Genomic DNA, 16,646 nt, shown 5'->3' on the forward strand with positions numbered 1-16,646 from the left:
CAAAAGTGACATAAAATTTTGTACATACTATCTTATAATATGTTTAAAGGTTTTAAGGGGGGATACATGGTGTATATTGAGTACTATGTTATAGAAAACCTAGTAATAAATTATATTATTATAAGTTGTACTTCTATTCTTACTAAAAAATATAATCCTAGAAAGAATAAGTTGCTGGGGGCTAGTTTAGGAGGAGCCTACTCTGTTGCTTATTTATACCCGTCAATGAATATACTATTTACAGTGCCATTTAAAATAATAATCATGAGTATTATAACTTTAATTTCATTTAGGACTAAGAGTAAAAAAGATTATGCTCATGTAGCATTAGTTTTTTATTTAGTAAATATTTTTATTTCTGGAAGTACTTATTTTGTAATTTATTTTACAGGAATAAGCCATTTAAAAATATCTTTTTTAATTGCATGTACTTATGTAAGTTGTGAACTATTAAAGTACATTTACAAAGACTTGAAGATGCTTAAATACATCAAAGAGCTTACAAAGACTATAAATATAAACTTATTAGAAAAAAGCTTTTGCTGTAAGGCTTTAGTGGATAGTGGAAATTTATTAAAAGACCCAATAAGTCAAAGTGATGTAATAATAGTCAAATCAAGTGTGTTAGAAGGATTGATTCCAGAAAATCTATTAAATATTAACTATGAAGATATAGATATGGAAAAAGCTCAGGAAATCATATGTAGTTTAGATGACAGAACTTCAGGGAGAGTTAGAATAATACCTTATAAACATGCTGGAAGTAATAAGACAAGCATAATAATTGGTCTAAAAGCTGATTATGTAGAGGTAGATGAGCAAAAGATAGGAAATATAATACTTGGTATTTCAAATTTTAATGATAGAGAATACGGGGCAATAATGAATCCAAATATATTGCCTGGATTCTAGCTAAAAATTTAAGGGGGACAAAGGATGTTACGATTAAAAGAAAGAATCATAAGCTTTATTACGATGTTAGGTATTAAATTAAAAATAATAAAGCCAAAAGGAATATACTATATGGGAGGGGCCAATATTCTTCCTCCTCCACTAAAACCAGAAGAAGAAATGGAACTTTTGCAAAAACTAGAAACTGATGAAACTGTAAAATCAATTTTAATAGAAAGAAATTTGAGATTAGTAGTCTACATATCAAGAAAATTTGAAAATACAGGTATAGATGTAGAGGATTTAATTTCTATAGGAACTATAGGTTTGATAAAGGCAGTCAATACTTTTAAATTAAATAAAAACATAAAATTAGCAACTTATGCTTCAAGATGTATAGAAAATGAAATACTAATGTATCTAAGAAAAAATAATAAAAAGAAAACAGAGGTGTCTTTTGATGAACCTTTAAATATAGACTTAGATGGAAACGAACTTTTATTATCAGATGTTTTAGGTACAGAAAATGATGAAATATATAAAATAATAGAAGAAGAGATAGATAGAGATTTATTAGTTATGGCACTTGACAGATTAAGTGACAGAGAAAAGCAAATTATGGAATTAAGGTTTGGACTTATAGATAAAGGTATTGAAAAAACACAAAAAGAAGTTGCTGGAATGCTTGGAATATCTCAATCCTACATATCTAGACTTGAAAAGAAAATAATTTCAAGGTTACAAAAAGAAATGAAAAAATTTGTATAATTCTAAATTAATTCTTCTTAAAAAGTATAAAAAAATTGGAAATGTAAATAATTTCAATAGATGAATACTTTTTGAGAGAGGACTGAAATGTATGCAAGTTAATAAGGTTGAAATATGTGGTGTTAATACATCTGAACTTCCAGTTCTTAAAAATAAGCAAATGAAGGAACTTTTATTACAAATAAAAAGTGGTGATGAAGAAGCCAGACAACAATTTGTAAGAGGAAATTTAAGGTTAGTCTTGAGTGTAATAAAAAAATTTAACAACAGAGGAGAAAATATAGACGATTTATTTCAAATAGGTTGTATTGGTCTTATAAAAGCTATAGATAATTTTGATTTAAGTCAAAATGTCAGATTTTCAACTTATGCTGTTCCTATGATTATAGGAGAAATTAGAAGATACTTAAGAGATAATAATCCAATCAGAGTAAGTAGATCATTAAAAGATATAGCATATAAGGCACTACAAGTCAGAGAAAGATTAATTAGAACAAATTCAAAAGAACCAACAGTATCAGAAATAGCAAAAGAATTAGAATTAGAAGTAGAGTCAGTTGTAATGGCACTTGATGCTATACAAGACCCAATATCTTTATTTGACCCAGTATATCAAGATAATGGAGATGCGATATTTGTAATGGATCAGGTTCAAGACAAAAAAGATACTGATGAAAACTGGTTGCAAGAAATATCACTTAAGGAAGCTATTAAAAAATTAAATAGTAGAGAAAAGTTGGTATTAGATTTAAGATTTTACAAAGGAAGAACTCAGATAGAAGTTGCTGATGAAATCGGTATATCTCAAGCACAAGTATCAAGAATTGAAAAAAATGCTTTAAAAAATATGAGAAAGTATGTATAAGTAATCCATGGAATGTAAACATAATTTTAAATTTAAATGACCTATATAGGTCATTTTTTTTTATCCAAATACATATTTATTTTTAAAGAAAGGGTGAGTATAATATGATTAGAGTTTCTGATATAATGGAAAAAGAAATTATAAATGTAAAAAATGGAAAAAGGATGGGTTTCATAATCGACATAGATATGGATATCCATGAGGGAAAGGTAGTCTCATTTACCATTTTTGGAGATGGAAGTAGAAGTTTTTTTTCAAGAGGAGGGGATGAAGAAGTTATATTTTGGAATGATATACTTAAAATAGGTTGTGATACAATAATAGTAAATATAGGTTCAGAATTAAGCTTAGATGAATTTGATATATAGCTAAACGAAGGAGGAATACAGATGCAATGTCCTTATTGTAATTATAAAGAATCAAAGGTAATAGATTCTAGACATACAGATTTAAAATCTATTAGAAGAAGACGTGAATGTGAATTATGTAAAAAGAGATTTACTACTTATGAAAAAATAGAAACTACTCCTTTAATGGTTATTAAAAAAGATAATAGTAGAGAATATTTTGATAGAGAAAAAATAAAATACGGACTATTAAAGGCATGTGAAAAAAGACCTGTATCTGTTGAAGATATTGAGAATATAGTTGTACATATTGAAAATGAAATAAATAAATGTTTTATAGAAGAAATCGAAACCAAAAAAATTGGCGAAATGGTAATGGATAAATTGAAAGATTTAGATGAAGTCGCCTATGTAAGATTTGCTTCTGTGTATAGACAATTTAAAGATATAAATACTTTTGTAAACGAACTTAAAAGTATACTAATAGAAAAAGGAGACAAATGATGAAAGATTATATAAATCTAAAAAGTGTAGAAGATATTAAAGAGTATGTTAACTTAAGTAGCAACTGTAAAGAAATTGATGAAAAATTAAATTCTATAAATCTAGTTATAACTTGCAAAAATATAGATGCAAAAAGTAAAGAAGACATGTTAAGGGTTTGTAAGGAGTGCGATTTAATGTTTGAAAATTTAACTAGTAATTCTCAAATACATTCAGACATAGTTAACATAGTTAACAGAGAGAATATAGGACAAAAAATAGAAGGCGATGCACTTATAACAAACTTAGAGAAAGTACCACTTTTATTGTTTACAGCAGATTGCGTACCTATATCAATTATAGATGCTAAAAATAAAGCCATAGGACTAGCACATGCGGGCTGGAAAGGTACTTTTAGTAATATAGGTCACAAAACAATAAAATTGATGTCTGAGACCTATAAAACAGTTCCTGAAGATTTGATATGTATAATTGGACCATCAATTGGACCTTGTTGTTATGAAGTGTCTGAGGATTTGGTAGAAAAATTTAACACAATTCTTACAAATAATGATGAAAAGTTCTATATAATAAAAGAGGGAAGTTACTATTTAGATTTATGGAAAATTAATGAGTATATGCTGAGATGTAGTGGAGTCAAAAAAGAAAATATAATAAATTTAAATCTATGCACTAGTTGTAGAGCAGATGAATTCCACTCTTATAGAAAACATAATAAGGCATCAGAACGAATAGGAACGGTACTACAGATAAAATAGAGAGGAGCTTTTTAATGAATACTAAAGTGCTTGTTATAGACGATGAAATGCATATAGTTGAGCTATTAAAATTCAATTTGGAGGTGTCAAACTACGAAGTTAGTTATTCATATGATGGATTTGATGGATTTATAAAAGCTAAAGAAGTTAAACCAGATTTAATACTTTTAGATTGGATGCTACCAAATATAAGTGGAATAGATGTACTTAGAAAAATAAGAAGTGATAAAGACTTGAAAAATATTCCTGTTATAATGCTTACTGCTAAAAATATGGAAAATGACAAGGTTGAAGGGCTTGAAGTAGGTGCTGATGATTATATAACCAAGCCATTTAGTATAAAAGAATTGTTAGCTAGAGTTAGCTCTGTTTTGAGAAGATATAACTTAACTAGTACAGGTGAAGAAAATAATATACTTACCACAGGTAATTTAAAACTAGATTTATCAAAACATGAAGTTACTAAAGGTTCTGAAAAGATAGAGTTAACACTTAAAGAGTTTGAACTGTTAAAATTATTAATTCAGAATAAAGGTAAGGTACTTTCAAGAAACTATCTTTTAGATAAAATATGGGGCTATGAATACTATGGAGAAACTAGAACAGTAGATGTCCATATAAGATATTTAAGAAAAAAAATAGAAGATGAAGATGAAGATAAATCAGAAAAATATATAGAAACTATAAGAGGTGTAGGATACAAAATAGATTAGAAAAAGTTATATTTTAGGAGTGTTATCTTGTGGAAGAATTAAAGAACATATATTTTTTTATTGTTATGTTGTCTATAGCCATTGTGATATTGTCTGTAAGATACACAATAACACTAAGAAAATATTTAAAAGAGTTTATATACGTTTCAAAAAAAGTAAGTAACAAAGAGTTTCACGCTAGGCTGAATATATCAGCTAAAGGAGAACTAGGAGAATTAGCCAGAAATTTTAATCATATGATAAAAAATATGGATGATACATTAGAAGAAGTACAATATAAACATTTACAATTAAGGTCTATATTAAAAAGTATATCTCATGGAATTTTAGCTATAGATGTAAATGGAAACATATTATTGATAAATGATGAAGCTAAAGAAATGATAAAGAGCGAACCCAACAAACTAGTTGAAGGTCATAATATCAATGCTGTAATAAAAGAAGAAGAAATATTAAAGCAGATACTTCAATTTATAGGTTCTAAAGAAAATGAAACTGCAAAGATTACTATTAAAGATGATATAGTATACAAAATAAAAGTGGACCCAGTTTATCTTCAAAATACTAATAATGTAATAATTGGCTCAATAGTAAACATAGAAGATATTACTAAAAAGGTGAAGCTTGAAAATATGAGAAGTGATTTTGTTGCTAATGTAAGTCATGAACTTAAAACACCACTTACATCTATAAGTGGATTTGTTGAAACGTTAAAATCCAATGAAAATATAGATGTAAATACTAGAAATAGGTTTTTGGAAATAATAGAAAGTGAATCAGACAGATTAAAAAGATTGATTGATGACATATTATTATTATCATTTGTAGAAAATAAAGACACTCTTCTAATGGAAGATGTTGTAATATATGATGTATTTAGAGAAGTATATGAAATAACTCAACGTTCAGCTAGTGAAAAAAATATAGAAGTTTTATATAAATGTGATGATAAATCAATAAACATACTTTCTAATAGAGATTATATCAAACAAGTGTTTTTAAATTTAGTTGATAATGCTATAAAATACACTCAAGATAATGGTATTGTACAAGTTGTAGTTTTAAAAGATGAAGAAAAAATAATAATCAAAGTTATAGATAATGGCGTTGGAATACCAAAAGAAGATGTAGAACGTATCTTTGAACGCTTCTATAGAGTGGATAAAGCAAGAAGTAGAGATGTAGGAGGAACGGGCTTAGGATTGGCTATAACGAAGCATATAGTCAAATCATTAAATGGATGTATAAAAGTAAAAAGTGAACTTGGTATTGGTAGCGAATTTATTGTTACAATACTACAAAAAAATTTCCTTAAATAGAAGGAAATTTTTTTTGTTTTTTGCACAAACTATATAATAGAAGGAGCTGAGAAAATGGAAGAAAGCTTATTAGGTGCAAATTTATTTAGACACTCTTTTATAGTAGCAGTAATTATAGGAATATTGTGTAGAGGATTAGTTTTAAGAGTTACAGACAAGCAATACCCATCGAGACCACAAGATTATTTAGAACAAATAATAATATCAGGACTTTCAGCTTCATTGGGTGCTATAGCATTACCTGCACTTATAGATAAGGAGTTTGCAGCATTAACATTTTTTGCAGTAGCAATACAACAATTTCAAGGTCTTGCAGAGCAAGAAAGAATAACATTAAAAAATATCGACAATGAAGAATTAGTACCAAAAGGAGATGCTTATGTAGAAGAAATAGCATCTACGTATGAATCTAGAAGTTATATCAGTCTTTTTTCTGCACTAGTATCTTCTATAGTTTATATTACTGTTTCAAAACGATATGACCTTAGTTTTGCTTATTGTACAATACTAGCTGTTATAGCAGGAGCTTTAGTTGGTTTAATTTTTAGAAGATTTCTAAGACGAAATAGTATAGCAGATATAGCAGATATAGTTCCTGCTGAAGTAAGCTTTGAAGGGCCTATTTTAAAAGTAAATGGTGTAATAATAACTAATATAGGTTTAGAGAATACAAGAGAAAAATATAAAAATGAATGTCTAGCTATAGAGATTATACCAAGAGATTTGGGTGCATTTGGGATAGTAAATGATATAGGGCAAAGACAAGCTATAATACATAATCTATTTATTCATATGGGTATAGATAAGGATGTAGATGAGGTTGATATTGTAGCTATATCTAAAACTAACTTAGAAAAAAGCACTGTGGTTGTACCATATGTACCAATAATCAAGGATATAGATGTAATGATAGATGTAGTAAAGAGCACTCCTATCATAGAGACATCAAAAGGAAAACAGAGTGATTTTTCTAGAAAGACTTTGTAGATTTATATGTGAACATTTTATATTAGATATTTTAGGAGTGATTTAATGGATAGAGTATTTTTTGTTGCAGTTATTATTGGTATGACATCAAGAGTCATAATGTTAAATTTAGACCAAAAACAGTACCCTACACAACCAAATGTTTTACTATCTCAGCTTATATTAGCCTTTGTTGCTTCGGCATTAGGAGCATTACTAGTTCCAGCTCTTATAAATCGTTCTTATACATCGATAACATTTTTATCTTTGGCAGCAGAACAGTTTAGACAAGTAAGAGCAAATAGAAGGAATACATTACAAAACTTAGAAGAAGTTCAACTTGTAAAAAGAGGAGCTGCATTTATAGAAGAGATAGCTAGAACTTATGAAGTAAGAAATTATATGTGCATAGTTACATCTTTTTTAACAATAGGATTATATTATGTAATTATTGAAGAAACTAAAATAAGTGAAGGCATGAGTTTGATAATAAGTTCAATTTGTGGTTTATTATTAGCTTTCATACTTAAGAAACTTCTTACTAGAAAAAGTATTGGAGATATAGCTGATGTAATGCCTGCTGATATTAGCTTCGTAAATGAATCTATACTAAAGGTGGGAGATTTAAAAGGGATAACAAATATAGGTCTAAAAAGTGATAGAGAAGTATATATTAATAGAGGTGTAGGGATACAAATAATTCCTAAAGATAGAGATTATGCTAATGCAGGAATATTATTTGATTCGGGTCAAAGACAAGCGATAGTATACAATATATATTCGAGATTAGGTTTATATGGAGATTATGGAGAACCTGCATTTGTACCATTACCTAGACGAAATAAAGATGATGAAAGTATAATGATTGCTTATTTACCAATAGATAGGAATGTTGAAAAGGTAATGGAAGCTGTAAAATCATGTCCAATACTTTCAAGTTCTAAAGGTAAAAACTTATCACTGAAAAACTATAAAACAGGAAAGAAAGGAAGTGCATAAAATGGGAATGGATATAGGTCTAAATGAATATACCCTAGCAATAGTTACACTAGATAAAAATATGAGAAATGGTGGAGGTTGTCCGATATTTTATGCAAATGATGAAAAAGATTTGCAAAATAAGGCAATGCTCATGTCAAAGTGTGTAGGCGGAATGGTTCACGATATGACTAATGGAACATTAATAATAGTAAAGCATTAAAACTATAAGGTACTTTTAAGGGCAAATAATGTTCAAATTTATAAAATATTTAAATTTGAATATTATTTGTTTTAATCTTTTTATAGCTATTTACTTATATTGACTATTAGAATTAAAATGTGTTATTATGACATGAAATGTTTAAAAATGCTATTGTAAAATATAATAAAGTAATAAACTGTATATGAAAATATATTATAATAAATATTGATGAATATAAAAGAGTGGTGAAAAAAATGGAAGTAAATGTAAAAAAAATAAATAATATTATAAGTAAAGTTTACAAAGATAGTATTGCAGAAGAAATAGGTATAGAAGTAGGAGATTTACTTATATCTGTAAATGAACAGCCAATACATGATATAATAGAGTATAGATTCTTACTAAGTGATGAGTATTTAGAGGTAGAAATACAAAAAAAAGATGGTGAAGTCTACATATATGAGATAGAAAAAGACTATGATGAAGATTTGGGCGTTGAATTTACAAATCCAATAATTGACCAAGCTAAAAGTTGTAGAAATAAATGTATGTTTTGTTTTATAGACCAGTTGCCAGAAGGAATGAGAGAAACTCTTTATTTTAAAGATGATGACTCAAGATTGTCTTTTTTACAAGGAAATTTTGTTACACTTACAAATATGAGCGAAGAAGATATAAATAATATAATTAAATACAGAATAAGTCCTATAAATATATCTGTGCATACAACTAATCCAGAATTAAGACAAAAAATGATAAGCAATAAATTTGCAGGAAAATTATATGGTATAATGAAGAGATTGGCAGATGCTCATATAGAAATGAACTGTCAAATTGTTTTATGTCCAGGTATAAATGATGGAAAGGAATTGGATAGAACAATAAAAGAATTAGCTCAACTTTATCCATATGTAAATAGTGTTGCTATAGTTCCAGTTGGAATTACAAAGCATAGAGAAAATTTAGCAGAATTAAATATATTTAATAATAATGGTGCAAGTAAAACTATAGAGCAAATTCATGAAATACAACAGAAATATCTTGAGAAAATAGGGACTCGATTTGCATTTTTATCGGATGAATTTTATATATTATCTAGTAGAGAATTGCCTGCATATGAAGAATATGAAGGATTTTTACAGTTTGAAGATGGTGTAGGTATGATACGTAAGTTAAAAACAGAGATTGAAGAGTATCTAAAAACATTATCTGAGAATAGTCTTAAAAGAGACAAAAAGGTATCAATAGCTACTGGACATTCTGCATATGAATTTATACAAAGTATGGCAGATGCTATGATGGACAAGTTTAAAAATCTTCAAATAGATGTTTATGAAATAAAAAATAAGTTTTTTGGAGAAACAATAACAGTATCAGGCCTTTTAACAGCGAAAGATTTAAAAGAGCAACTTGAGCATAAGGAATTGGGAGAAGCTCTTTATATAACAAGAAGTATGTTAAAAGCAGATGAAGAAATTTTCTTAGATAATATTGAACTAAATCAGTTAGAAGAACTTATGAAAATAAAAATTATCCCATGCTTAAATGAAGGAAAAGATTTTGTGGATAAAATTTTAAAATAGAAAACAAAAGATGGAAGGAGAAACAACATGAGTATAAGTAGGCCAGTTGTAGCTGTAGTTGGGAGACCAAATGTTGGTAAGTCTACAATATTTAATAAATTTGCAGGAAAAAGGATATCAATAGTTGAAGATACACCAGGAGTTACAAGAGATAGAATATTTGCAGAAGTAGAATGGTTAGATAAATATTTTACATTAGTAGATACAGGAGGTATTGAACCTGATAGCGAAGATATAATATTATCTCAAATGAGAAGTCAAGCTATGCTTGCAATGGACATGTCACATGTAATACTTTTTATAGTTGATGGTAAGGCTGGAATAACAGCTGCTGATAAAGAAATTGCTCAGATACTTAGAAAAACAAAAAAACCAGTAATTCTAGTGGTTAATAAAATTGATAGTCAAAGTCAGTTTGACAATATATACGATTTTTATGAATTAGGTTTTGGAACTCCTTTTGGAGTGTCAGGAGCCAATAGTATGGGATTTGGAGATTTATTAGATGAGATAGTTCAAAATTTTCCAGCAGGATTAGATACAGAGTATGAAGAAGATATAATAAGAGTAGCTATAACAGGTAAGCCAAATGCAGGAAAGAGTTCTATACTTAATAAGATATTAGGAGAAGAAAGAGTAATTGTAAGTCCAATTGCAGGAACTACTAGAGATGCAATAGATACTTATTTTGAAAAAAATGGGCAGAAATTTCTTCTTATAGATACAGCAGGGCTTAGAAGAAAAAGCAAAATATATGAGACAATAGAAAAATACAGTGTAATAAGAGCTATGAGTGCTGTAGATAGAGCAGATGTAGTGTTGATAGTTATAGACGCTTTGGAAGGCGTGACAGAGCAGGATACAAAAGTTGCAGGTATAGCACATGATGAAGGTAAGGGATGTATATTTGTAGTCAATAAATGGGACTTAATAGAAAAAGATAATAAGACAATGAGTAATTACACAAAAGATATAAAAGAAAAATTCCCATTTATGATGTATGCTCCAATAGTATTTGTTTCTGCAAAGACTAATCAAAGAATGAATAAAATATTAGACACAGTTGAATATGTATCAAATGAACATTCTAAGAGAATATCAACTTCAGCATTAAATGAAGTAATTGGAGAAGCTGTAATGTTAAATCAGCCACCATCTGATAAAGGTAGAAGATTAAAAATTTACTATGGAACTCAAACAGACATTAGACCTCCTAAAATTACTTTATTTATAAATGACAAGAACTTAACTCATTTCTCATATCAAAGATACCTTGAAAATAAGATAAGAGAAAACTTTGGATTTGAAGGAACTTCCATAAAGTTTGAGTATAGACAAAAAAATAAAAAGTAAATATTTAAAATATAACTAAAGGAGGTAAGTTCAGTGGAGATATTTAGTTATATAATTATTGCTGTAATTGCATATTTATTAGGCAATATATCAACCTCGTATATAGTTGCAAAGCGAATTGCTGGGGTTGATATAAGGACTCAAGGTTCGGGTAATGCAGGCTCGACAAATGTACTTAGAACACTTGGGAAAAGAGCAGGAGCAATGACTTTTTTAGGTGATGTTTTTAAAGGTGTAATTGCTGTTTTGATATCGGAAATTGCAGCAAAGTTGGTTGGTATAGATACTCTTTTAGCTGGATATCTAGCAGTTATATGTGTTGTAGCAGGTCATAATTGGCCAGCAGTTTTAGGATTTAGAGGGGGTAAAGGTGTTGCAACTTCATTAGGTGCAATGCTTGCTGTAAATCCAGTAATAACATTAATGTGTTTGGCCGTATTTATATTGGTGGTAATTATAACAAAATATGTTTCATTAGGTTCTGTTGTTGGGATAGGTTGTTCACCAATATTTATGATTATAGCAAAAAATAAAGCTGGGCTAGTTGTAGCTTTGTTTTTAAGCATATCAGTAATATATAATCACAGAGCAAATATAAAGCGATTATTAAATGGGACAGAAAGAAAAATTGGTCAAAAGAAAGAATAGTAAATATATTATACTCAGGTGGTGTTAAACATGGAGAAAGTATGTGTATTAGGTACTGGAAGTTGGGGAAGTGCATTAGCTTTAGGTCTTGCAAATAAAGGTAATGATGTGAGCATGTGGACCCGAAAAGAAGAACAAGCTAAAAAAATAAACAGGACTAAAGAAAATACAGACTATTTGCCAGGAGTATTATTTCCACATAATATAACGATAAGTACTGATATAGAAAAAACTATAGAAAATTGCAAAGTAATAGTTTTAGCAGTTCCATCTCAAGCCGTAAGAAGTACTTGTGAAAAAATAAAACCCTTTGTAAAAGCTGGACAAATTATTGTTAATGTAGCAAAAGGTCTTGAAAAAGGCACTGGACTTAGATTGTCTCAGGTATGTGAAGAAGAATTGCCACAAAATCCATATGTAATACTATCTGGCCCATCTCATGCTGAAGAAGTAGCAAGAAATATACCTACTACAGTAGTAGTAGCCTCTAAAGAATTAAAAATAGCACAGAGTATACAAGATTTATTTATGAGCCCTAAACTTAGAGTTTATACAAATCCGGATATAGTTGGAGTTGAACTTGGAGGAGCATTAAAAAATATTATAGCTTTTGGTGCTGGTATATGTGATGGATTAGGGTATGGTGACAATGCAAAAGCAGCTCTTATGACAAGAGGAATTAGTGAAATGAGTAGACTTGGTACTGCTATGGGAGCTAATATGTCTACATTTGCAGGCCTTTCAGGCATTGGAGATTTAATAGTTACTTGTACAAGCATGCATAGTAGAAATAGAAGAGCAGGTATACTTATAGGTCAAGGGATGAGCTTAGAAGATACCTTAAAAGAAGTAAAGATGGTTGTAGAAGGAATAACTGCTACTGAAGTAGCACATGATGTTGCTGAAAAGCTGAATATAGATATGCCAATAACTAATGCTATATATTCTGTAATAACTAAAGGTGCAAATCCTAAAGAAGTTGGAATAGAGTTAATGATGAGAAGTAAAAAGCACGAAATGGAAGAAGTAGTTTTAGGTGATGATATATAAACTTATTGTACAATAAAATAAAAAAATAATAGCTGTGTTTTAGCCCTCTTTTTATAAAGAGGGCTATTTTAATATTACTTAGCATGTTTTATTATGTATTCAATAGAAGAAATCATTTTCATAGTTAATTCATCATCATTAGAATTTTTTCCTGTGTTCTTTTTTAAGAATAATAGATTTTGATAAAAAGAAATAATTATATCATTGATTATGTCTAAATCTTTAGATGGTATATATCCAGTATCTACAAGATTGTTCAACAGTATTTTATTTCTTTCTTTTATACTTTTTCCGGTAATCATTAAAGATATATCACTGTCATGAATACCTAAGTCTTCTGGAAACATATCATAATATTGTTTTGTTATATAACTAAGTTCATCACTGGACAAGTTAAAAAATACCTGATAAAAAGCTTGGGCATTGTCAAAAGAATGCTTACAAAATAATTTCCACATAATTATATATTTCTTATATTCATCATTTACATTCTCTATACACCTTGAAATATTTAAGTTATAATCTTTAAAATATTTTATAGATGCAAATGATATTAGATGGTCTAAATTTTTAAAGTAGTTGTATAGGGTTGAACTGTTATAGCCAGCCATATCTGCAACCTTACGAAGTGTAATATTTTCTATTCCTTCATTTTCCATAATGTTTTGAGCTGCTTCTATGAAATACATCAATATCCTTTTCTTTTGTAATTCTTTATTTGTCATTTTATTCACCTACAAATAATCAATATAGTTTATATAATCGTGATTTTATCATTAAATTTATCATAAATCAAGAATAATATTCCAAAATATAATATATATTTGTTATATTTCAGATAATTTAATATCAGCAAAATATAAAAAATATTTAAAGATGAAATCATGATTGACAAAATAATCATGATTATGATAAAATAATCACAAATAAATTTAATTTACATACGAATACAACAAGTACTAAAAATATTAAGAATTTTGAAATGATACACTCATCCTTGTTGTATTGAATAAATTATTTGAATATTGAGAAAGAGGTGTACTATGTCAAATAACATGAGACTAGAAAAATTAAGAAAGTATATGAATGAAAAAAACATTGAAATTTCCCTAATATTTGAACCAGACAACCAATTTTATATTAGTGGATTTAAAGCAATAACTTATTCTAGACCAATTGTAACAGTAGTAACTCAAGATAAAATAGAATTAATAGTGCCTGGATTAGAGGAGCTACATGCTAAAGAAGTTGCAAAAGTTGATAATGTATATGTATATTATGAAATACCAGAAATGAAAGAACATGGAATATCACATAAACATTACTTAGATATAATTTTAAATAGATATCCTAAAGGAATAACTGTTGGGATAGAAAAAGATATAGTATCTGCAAGCTTTTCAGAATATATAACTGAGAAATCATTTGCTATTAAAGATGTTGGAAGTAAAATATTTGAAATGAGATATGTAAAAGACGCAAGAGAGATAGAATTTTTAAAGATAGCTGGTTACTTATCTGATATAGGAATAAAAGGTTCTTTGGAAAATGTTAGAGTTGGGATGAGTGAATTGGAATTTGACGTTGCAGGGGATAATGCTTTACTAAAATATGTATCTGAAAATTATCCTGATACATATATAGGATTTGCAAACTGGACTTGTTCAGGCATCGATAGAACAGCACAACCACATTTAGACTCAAATACTAGAATACTTCAAAGAGGAGATATAGTAATACATAGTAGACAGGTTTGGTATGAAAACTATAGAGCAGAAAATGAAAGAACTTTTATTATAGGCAAGCCAACAGAAAGACAAAAGGAAGTATTTAAGATTGCAGTAGAAGCTCAACAAGCTGGATTAGATACAATAAAAGCTGGAATACCAGCAAGAATGGTGGATGAAGCAGCAAGAGCTGTTGTTGCAAAGCATGGTCTAGAGTTATATTCAAATCACAGAATTGGTCATGGTTTAGGTTTATCAGAACATGAAGAGCCATATTTAAGATTTGACAATGAATTAATACTAGAAGAAGGAATGGTATTTTCTATGGAACCAGGAATATATATACCTGGAGTTGGAGGATTTAGACACTCAGATACAGCAATAGTAGGTAAAAATAGTGCTACAATTATAACTAATTATCCAAGAAGTGTTGAAGAGCTTATACTTGATATTTAAATTAGTACATATGTATGAATTTAAGTAAATTTAAAATTGGAGGAATTACAGTGAAAAAGAAGATTGGATTTTGGGATTTAGTATTTATGAATATATCAGCACTATTTGGGATTAGATGGATAGCTAAATCTACTGCCTCTAGTTTTGGGTTGGGTCTTGGTTCGATACCAGTTTGGTTGTTGTTTGCTTTTATATTCTTTGTTCCAGCATCACTTATATGTGCAGAGTTGGCTGCAACATATCCAAAAGATGGTGGACTTGGAGAATGGGTTAAACAGGCTTATGGAGAGAAGTGGGGATTTATGGTGTCATGGTTAAATTGGACATCAAAGATATTTTGGTATTCTTCCTTCTTGACATTTTTAGCTATAAATATTGCTTATATGCTTGGAAATCCTGCTCTATCAAACAATAAGATGTTTATTTTAGTGCTTTCACTTATAATATTCTGGATGTTATCCCTAGTAAGTACTCGTGGAATGGCATTTGGAAAATTCTTTACAAATACAGGAGCATTAGGTTCTACAATTCCGGCTATATTACTTATAGTGATGGCATTTATGTCTGTAGTTATTCTCAAAAAAGCTCCATCAGCATCTGTATATACAATCCAAAATATAATACCAAAGATAGATGCTAATTCACTAGTTTCTATATCTGCTATAATATTTGCACTATCAGGAGCTGAAACAACTGCTAATTTTATAACTGAAATGGATAATGCTAAGAAAAACTTTCCTAAAGCTATATTGACAGTAGCTGTTTTAATAGGAGGAATCTATATCCTAGGTTCAGTAGCAATAACAATGATACTTCCTCCAGATGAAATTGCAGCATCAACAGGAATACTAGATGCACTAGCTAAAGTTGCACAAGATTTAGGAATAGGAAGCTGGTTTATAAGAGTAGTAGCATTTGGGATAACTTTATCGGTACTTGGAGCACTAATACTTTATATAGCAGGTCCAGTAAAGATGCTTTTTGGAAATGTAAAAGAAGGTGTATTTCCTAAGCAATTAACTGTTACAAATAAACACAATATACCATCAAATGCTGTAGTGATTCAAGCTATAATAGTGAGTCTACTTCTTATAGGAACAAATTTACTGCCATCAGTAGATAATATATATAATGTTCTTGTTACTATGACAGCATTAACGGCATTGTTTCCATATGTATTACTTTTTACGTCTTATATAAGACTTAGAAAGACAAGACCAAACGAAGAAAGACCATACTCAATTGCAAAAAGTGATTCAGTTTGTATCAATATAGCTAGAATGGTACTTGTAGTGACTGTAGTGGGGATACTTTTTTCAACAGCACCAGTTATGGAGACTTTAAAAGATAATATAGTTTATGAGATTGAGATGATAGGTGGAGGTCTTTTTGTTATATTAACAGGTTTAATGATATGGAAGAACTATGAAAGGAAGGTATCTAATAATTCTGGGGATTCCTATAAATAAAAATATAATTATTTTAGTGAGCTAAAAGCATTTGTCTTTAGTTCAC

18 protein-coding genes are annotated in these 16,646 nt (G+C 28.9%); 17 read left to right on the forward strand and 1 reads right to left on the reverse strand.

Going from position 1 to position 16,646, the window contains the following annotated elements; all coding sequences use genetic code 11:
- Positions 1-66 precede the first annotated feature (66 nt).
- From KGF36_RS00305 to KGF36_RS00375, 15 genes are all read left to right on the forward strand, one after another.
- On the forward strand, positions 67-912 hold the full coding sequence (locus KGF36_RS00305; protein ID WP_227829170.1) for a sigma-E processing peptidase SpoIIGA: 846 nt from the start codon (positions 67-69) through the stop codon (positions 910-912).
- A gap of 24 nt (positions 913-936) precedes the next feature.
- Entirely contained in the window at positions 937-1,659 is a 723-nt protein-coding gene (gene sigE / locus KGF36_RS00310) for an RNA polymerase sporulation sigma factor SigE (RefSeq protein ID WP_227829169.1), read from the forward strand.
- A gap of 91 nt (positions 1,660-1,750) precedes the next feature.
- Positions 1,751-2,524 carry an RNA polymerase sporulation sigma factor SigG gene (gene sigG, locus KGF36_RS00315; protein ID WP_169468424.1) on the forward strand — a complete coding sequence of 258 codons (774 nt, stop codon included), beginning with the start codon at positions 1,751-1,753 and terminating at the stop codon, positions 2,522-2,524.
- A 104-nt stretch (positions 2,525-2,628) separates the two neighbouring features.
- Positions 2,629-2,892 carry a YlmC/YmxH family sporulation protein gene (locus KGF36_RS00320; RefSeq protein WP_227432422.1) on the forward strand — a complete coding sequence of 88 codons (264 nt, stop codon included), beginning with the start codon at positions 2,629-2,631 and terminating at the stop codon, positions 2,890-2,892.
- Between the two features lie 21 nt (positions 2,893-2,913).
- Positions 2,914-3,375 carry a transcriptional regulator NrdR gene (nrdR, locus tag KGF36_RS00325; protein ID WP_227824212.1) on the forward strand — a complete coding sequence of 154 codons (462 nt, stop codon included), beginning with the start codon at positions 2,914-2,916 and terminating at the stop codon, positions 3,373-3,375.
- A complete protein-coding gene (gene pgeF / locus KGF36_RS00330) occupies positions 3,372-4,133 on the forward strand; it encodes a peptidoglycan editing factor PgeF (protein ID WP_413840107.1) in 762 nt (253 codons plus the stop codon). Before nrdR ends, pgeF begins: the two co-directional genes overlap by 4 nt.
- A 14-nt stretch (positions 4,134-4,147) precedes the next feature.
- Positions 4,148-4,846, forward strand: coding sequence for a winged helix-turn-helix domain-containing protein (locus tag KGF36_RS00335; protein ID WP_227829167.1), 699 nt, complete (start codon positions 4,148-4,150; stop codon positions 4,844-4,846).
- Between the two features lie 65 nt (positions 4,847-4,911).
- Positions 4,912-6,165: a HAMP domain-containing sensor histidine kinase gene (locus KGF36_RS00340; protein ID WP_255287755.1), complete on the forward strand. Its 1,254-nt coding sequence runs from the start codon at positions 4,912-4,914 to the stop codon at positions 6,163-6,165.
- Positions 6,166-6,219: 54 nt separating this feature from the next.
- Positions 6,220-7,152: a YIEGIA family protein gene (locus KGF36_RS00345; RefSeq protein WP_227829165.1), complete on the forward strand. Its 933-nt coding sequence runs from the start codon at positions 6,220-6,222 to the stop codon at positions 7,150-7,152.
- A 45-nt stretch (positions 7,153-7,197) separates the two neighbouring features.
- Positions 7,198-8,130: a YIEGIA family protein gene (locus KGF36_RS00350; RefSeq protein ID WP_227842057.1), complete on the forward strand. Its 933-nt coding sequence runs from the start codon at positions 7,198-7,200 to the stop codon at positions 8,128-8,130.
- 1 nt (position 8,131) lies between these two features.
- Entirely contained in the window at positions 8,132-8,332 is a 201-nt protein-coding gene (locus KGF36_RS00355; protein WP_227432429.1) for a capping complex subunit for YIEGIA, read from the forward strand.
- 236 nt (positions 8,333-8,568) lie between these two features.
- On the forward strand, positions 8,569-9,897 hold the full coding sequence (locus KGF36_RS00360; protein WP_227842059.1) for a DUF512 domain-containing protein: 1,329 nt from the start codon (positions 8,569-8,571) through the stop codon (positions 9,895-9,897).
- 27 nt (positions 9,898-9,924) lie between these two features.
- Positions 9,925-11,250 (forward strand): ribosome biogenesis GTPase Der, encoded by a 1,326-nt coding sequence (gene der, locus KGF36_RS00365; RefSeq protein ID WP_255287738.1) that lies wholly within the window; start codon positions 9,925-9,927, stop codon positions 11,248-11,250.
- Positions 11,251-11,283: 33 nt separating this feature from the next.
- Positions 11,284-11,898, forward strand: a complete 615-nt coding sequence (gene plsY, locus KGF36_RS00370) for a glycerol-3-phosphate 1-O-acyltransferase PlsY (protein ID WP_227854500.1) — start codon at positions 11,284-11,286, stop codon at positions 11,896-11,898.
- A 30-nt stretch (positions 11,899-11,928) separates the two neighbouring features.
- A complete protein-coding gene (locus tag KGF36_RS00375; RefSeq protein ID WP_227432432.1) occupies positions 11,929-12,948 on the forward strand; it encodes an NAD(P)H-dependent glycerol-3-phosphate dehydrogenase in 1,020 nt (339 codons plus the stop codon).
- Positions 12,949-13,022: 74 nt separating this feature from the next.
- On the opposite strand, the gene KGF36_RS00380 is transcribed toward KGF36_RS00375, so the two are convergent.
- Positions 13,023-13,673, reverse strand: coding sequence for a TetR/AcrR family transcriptional regulator (locus KGF36_RS00380; RefSeq protein ID WP_227829161.1), 651 nt, complete (start codon positions 13,671-13,673; stop codon positions 13,023-13,025).
- A gap of 318 nt (positions 13,674-13,991) precedes the next feature.
- Here KGF36_RS00380 and KGF36_RS00385 point away from each other — a divergent pair, with 318 nt between their 5' ends.
- The gene (locus tag KGF36_RS00385) at positions 13,992-15,131 is read left to right on the forward strand and encodes a M24 family metallopeptidase (protein ID WP_227854501.1); all 1,140 of its coding nucleotides are present in this window, start codon (positions 13,992-13,994) and stop codon (positions 15,129-15,131) included.
- 14 nt (positions 15,132-15,145) lie between these two features.
- Positions 15,146-16,600 (forward strand): amino acid permease, encoded by a 1,455-nt coding sequence (locus KGF36_RS00390; protein WP_255626172.1) that lies wholly within the window; start codon positions 15,146-15,148, stop codon positions 16,598-16,600.
- Positions 16,601-16,646: the final 46 nt, after the last annotated feature.

Origin of the sequence: Clostridioides sp. ZZV14-6009, assembly GCF_020658095.1 — a bacterium.
GTDB lineage: Bacteria > Bacillota > Clostridia > Peptostreptococcales > Peptostreptococcaceae > Clostridioides.

Excerpts from the sequence above, each read along its gene's own strand:
- KGF36_RS00305 (WP_227829170.1), top strand. The coding sequence starts at position 67 with ATGGTGTATATTGAGTACTATGTTATAGAAAACCTAGTAATAAATTAT.
- sigE (WP_227829169.1), top strand. The coding sequence starts at position 937 with ATGTTACGATTAAAAGAAAGAATCATAAGCTTTATTACGATGTTAGGT.
- sigG (WP_169468424.1), top strand. The coding sequence starts at position 1,751 with ATGCAAGTTAATAAGGTTGAAATATGTGGTGTTAATACATCTGAACTT.
- KGF36_RS00320 (WP_227432422.1), top strand. The coding sequence starts at position 2,629 with ATGATTAGAGTTTCTGATATAATGGAAAAAGAAATTATAAATGTAAAA.
- nrdR (WP_227824212.1), top strand. The coding sequence starts at position 2,914 with ATGCAATGTCCTTATTGTAATTATAAAGAATCAAAGGTAATAGATTCT.
- pgeF (WP_413840107.1), top strand. The coding sequence starts at position 3,372 with ATGATGAAAGATTATATAAATCTAAAAAGTGTAGAAGATATTAAAGAG.
- KGF36_RS00335 (WP_227829167.1), top strand. The coding sequence starts at position 4,148 with ATGAATACTAAAGTGCTTGTTATAGACGATGAAATGCATATAGTTGAG.
- KGF36_RS00340 (WP_255287755.1), top strand. The coding sequence starts at position 4,912 with ATGTTGTCTATAGCCATTGTGATATTGTCTGTAAGATACACAATAACA.
- KGF36_RS00345 (WP_227829165.1), top strand. The coding sequence starts at position 6,220 with ATGGAAGAAAGCTTATTAGGTGCAAATTTATTTAGACACTCTTTTATA.
- KGF36_RS00350 (WP_227842057.1), top strand. The coding sequence starts at position 7,198 with ATGGATAGAGTATTTTTTGTTGCAGTTATTATTGGTATGACATCAAGA.
- KGF36_RS00355 (WP_227432429.1), top strand. The coding sequence starts at position 8,132 with ATGGGAATGGATATAGGTCTAAATGAATATACCCTAGCAATAGTTACA.
- KGF36_RS00360 (WP_227842059.1), top strand. The coding sequence starts at position 8,569 with ATGGAAGTAAATGTAAAAAAAATAAATAATATTATAAGTAAAGTTTAC.
- der (WP_255287738.1), top strand. The coding sequence starts at position 9,925 with ATGAGTATAAGTAGGCCAGTTGTAGCTGTAGTTGGGAGACCAAATGTT.
- KGF36_RS00375 (WP_227432432.1), top strand. The coding sequence starts at position 11,929 with ATGGAGAAAGTATGTGTATTAGGTACTGGAAGTTGGGGAAGTGCATTA.
- KGF36_RS00380 (WP_227829161.1), bottom strand. The coding sequence starts at position 13,673 with ATGACAAATAAAGAATTACAAAAGAAAAGGATATTGATGTATTTCATA.
- KGF36_RS00385 (WP_227854501.1), top strand. The coding sequence starts at position 13,992 with ATGTCAAATAACATGAGACTAGAAAAATTAAGAAAGTATATGAATGAA.
- KGF36_RS00390 (WP_255626172.1), top strand. The coding sequence starts at position 15,146 with ATGAATTTAAGTAAATTTAAAATTGGAGGAATTACAGTGAAAAAGAAG.